Here is a 2,446-nt window from a genome sequence, read left to right on the forward strand (position 1 = left end):
ATGAAGGTCGTGTTCGTAGACATGGTGAATGCAGCAGAGATGAAGATAAAAGCAAAGACATAGATGATTAACGCAAGAATTTTTTACGCGTGATCAGTAGAAACAAGGTCGTTTTTAAACAATTCGACATTAATTGATGGCCATCCGAATTCTTTTGGTCGCTGTCTGACTGTCAGTAAGTATGCTAGAGTCCCGTTTCCGTTTCATTACCAACACCACGTCTCCTTGCCCTATCAAAACATTAGCCTTCTCTCCTTTCGCAAGATTGCTCAATTCGTTGATGCTCAATGCTGGCCCATATCTCCTGTCTTCTTTGCCCAGAATCAGAAACCCCCTCAATACTGCAGATTCCACTCCTGCTGTTCCCTCATCTGGGTCTTCCATCAATGCACCTGCATCCTTCCCAAGCACCGTAAGCCTCTTGGTTGCCTTGTTGTAGTTGAACACAGGAGAATTGCCTCTCACAACTATTCTCATTCCTGAACCTCTCACATTCACAGTTAGAGAAGAGAACTGCATCCTACTCTGCTTCGGCGGGGCTGCTGCAAATGGTAATAGCTTTATTATTTGGACAGTGTCAAATGTCCCCAGTACGTCACGCATCTGTTGGAATAGAACCCTTACGAATCCACTATATTGGCCTCTGACAGCTTTAGGTATTAGCGATTGAAAGGGTTCAAATTCCATCTTATTGTATAGCATTGTAGGATCTTGGGACCATTGAATCTTTATAGTTTCCCAATTTCTAATGATCCATTGATATGTGTTAACTAACACTGATTCCGGACCATTGATTTCCCACATCAAGGACGATGAATATGTTATAGTCAGCCTTTCTGTTCCCTGTGTTTCACTAACCTCTTCGGGAGACAAGAGTACGTTTCCCCTCTGGTCTCGGACCCTCAAGAAACGATCAATACTCACTACCACTCTCTCAGTACTGGAGTATTCATCTACTCCCATTCTACTAACTCTCACTCCTCTCAATGACATCTCTGTGCTGGGGGTCATGTCAGGCAATATTCCGATCATCCCCATTACATTGTCAATGGGTTCAATTCCCCAGTTTTGAAACAGGACCTTGGCATCCTTTTGGAAATGCCTTAGGAGTTGATGCATGGGATTTAGCCGCTGGTTTGCTCTGTTGACAAAGTTCAAATCACCTCTCACTGCCTTTATCATACAATCCTCTTGTGAGAATACCATTGCCACTATTATTGCCTCAGCAATTGATTGCTCGTCTTTCCCACTCACTATCAGTTGAATCAGTCTTCTGGTTGCTTTCCTTAGAATGGCTGTTGCTCTTCGCCCAACCATTGTGAATTCCTCATATCCTTCATGTACTCTTATTTTCAATGTTTGGAGGTTGCCTGTGAGCACTTCTTCTTCCTTTTTGACAGAAGACCCACTTGTCCTTTTGAAAGTGAAACCTCCAAAGCTGAAGGATGAACTGATCCTTAGGCCCATTGCTGCCTTACATATATCCACAGCCTGTTCTTCTGTTGGGTTTTGTCTAAGGATGTCAACCATTCTAACCCCGCCAATCTGTGTGCTATGGCACATCTCCAAAAGCGAAGCCAACGGGTCTGCTGACACTGTTGCTCTTCTAACAATATTTCTAGCAGCAATAATTAAACTCTGATCAACATCATCATTTCTCACTTCCCCTCCCGGTGTGTACATTTGCTCCCAGCAGGTCCCTTGGGTCAAATGTAATACTTCGATATACACGCTGCTTGTCCCTCCAGCTACTGGTAGAAATCTTGTCTTGCGAACCAGTTCCCTCTCCAACATGTAGGCCACCATTAAAGGGGCAATTTTGCAGTCCTGAAGCTCCTCCTTCTTCTCCTTGGTTATCGTCAACTGTGATTCTGATGTTAATATTCTTGCTCCAACTTCGTTTGGGAATACGACCTCCATAATGACATCTTGTGCTTCCTTAGCACTAAGATCTGCATGGCCTGGGTTTATGTCGACCCTGCGGCGTATTTTAACCTGATTTCGGAAGTGAACGGGGCCGAAGGTCCCATGTTTCAGTCTTTCGACCTTTTCAAAATAGGTTTTATAGACCTTTGGATAGTGGACTGTGCTTGTTGTTGGTCCATTTCTGTTCCACCATGTCACAGCCAGAGGTGACACCATCACTCTGTCTGATCCAGCATCATTTGTCTTGCTCCAAAGGGTTTGACCTTGCTCATTCCTTTCCGGGATCATCTCCATTATCCTTTTGTCTGCTGTAATTGGATATTTCATCGCCATCATCCACTTCATCCTAAGGGCAGGATTCTTCTCCTGTCTTCCTGATGTATATTTCTTGATTATGGCCATATGGTCCACTGTTGTTTTTGTCAGTATCTCGCGAGTGCGAGACTGTGACATCAAATCTCTTAGTTCTTTTATTCTTTCCATATTGAATATATTTGACCTGCTTTTGCTGATCACGCGT

1 protein-coding gene is annotated in these 2,446 nt (G+C 43.8%); it reads right to left on the bottom strand.

Going from position 1 to position 2,446, the window contains the following annotated elements; genetic code table 11:
* Positions 1–129 precede the first annotated feature (129 nt).
* Positions 130–2,446, bottom strand: a 2,317-nt coding sequence (locus CVV68_RS25155) for a polymerase basic protein 2 domain-containing protein (RefSeq protein WP_146239006.1), incomplete at its 5' end; no start/stop codon positions are given.

Origin of the sequence: Arthrobacter livingstonensis, from assembly GCF_003219815.1 — a bacterium.
Taxonomy (GTDB): domain Bacteria; phylum Actinomycetota; class Actinomycetes; order Actinomycetales; family Micrococcaceae; genus Specibacter; species Specibacter livingstonensis.